General features: G+C 64.0%; 1 protein-coding gene. It reads right to left on the bottom strand.

The features are described 5' to 3' along the window. Nucleotides 1-112: 112 nt before the first annotated feature. Nucleotides 113-559 carry a hypothetical protein gene (locus B1A78_RS21940; protein WP_077148918.1) on the bottom strand — a complete coding sequence of 149 codons (447 nt, stop codon included), beginning with the start codon at nucleotides 557-559 and terminating at the stop codon, nucleotides 113-115. Nucleotides 560-658: the final 99 nt, after the last annotated feature.

The raw sequence follows: 658 nt of genomic DNA, 5'->3' as shown, positions 1-658 counted from the left end.
CCCCGCTGCGACTAGGAAACAAGTTTCCAAGTCTCGCTGCCCCTCCCGCTTGCGGGAGGGGAAATCAGATCAATCCTTCCACGACTGCTACCGGCCGTTACCGGCCAGCCCGCTAGTTCGCCGTTGCCGCCTGCGCCCGTGCCAGCGCGTCGATCGTCTGGTCGGCGGTTGCGAACAATTCGGGCTCGCGGTTGCGGAAGGCGGCGCAGGTCGCGATGTCGGCGGCGAAGACGTCGGTCTTGCCGTCGATCCGCGCGAGCAGCGCGTCCGAATCGGCGATGGCATTTTCGGCCTCGAACAAGGTCTTGAGCGTATTCGCGTCGAAATTGTCGGCAGGATCATGTTCGGCCATTCCGAGCATGATCATATAATATTGCAGGAAATGGCGCCCGGCAGTGAGCTGCGCCTCGCTGTCCTTTGGCGCCTTTTCGCTCGTGACCTGATAGACGGCGGCGCAGCGCAGCATGCCGGCGAGCTTCATCACCGGTTCTTCGGCGGCGGCGGGCAAAGGGGCCAGCAGCGCTGCTGCGGCGGCCCCGGCCAGTAGCGATTTGAACATGAGCATCCTTCCGATGGATGCGACCCCGGGGGACGTATTGCGGGTTTTGGCGGGGATGTCGATGCCCTTGTCTCCCCTCGGGAGGGGAAAGGGTTGCCC

The organism is Sphingopyxis sp. KK2, assembly GCF_001990265.1.
Classification (GTDB): Bacteria; Pseudomonadota; Alphaproteobacteria; order Sphingomonadales; family Sphingomonadaceae; genus Sphingopyxis.
The sequence above is the reverse complement of the archived record's forward strand: the minus strand, read 5'-3'. Positions and strand labels throughout refer to the sequence as shown.

What these genes read in the sequence shown, in the direction of transcription:
- B1A78_RS21940 (WP_077148918.1), bottom strand. Translation starts at nt 559, where the DNA reads ATGTTCAAATCGCTACTGGCCGGGGCCGCCGCAGCAGCGCTGCTGGCC.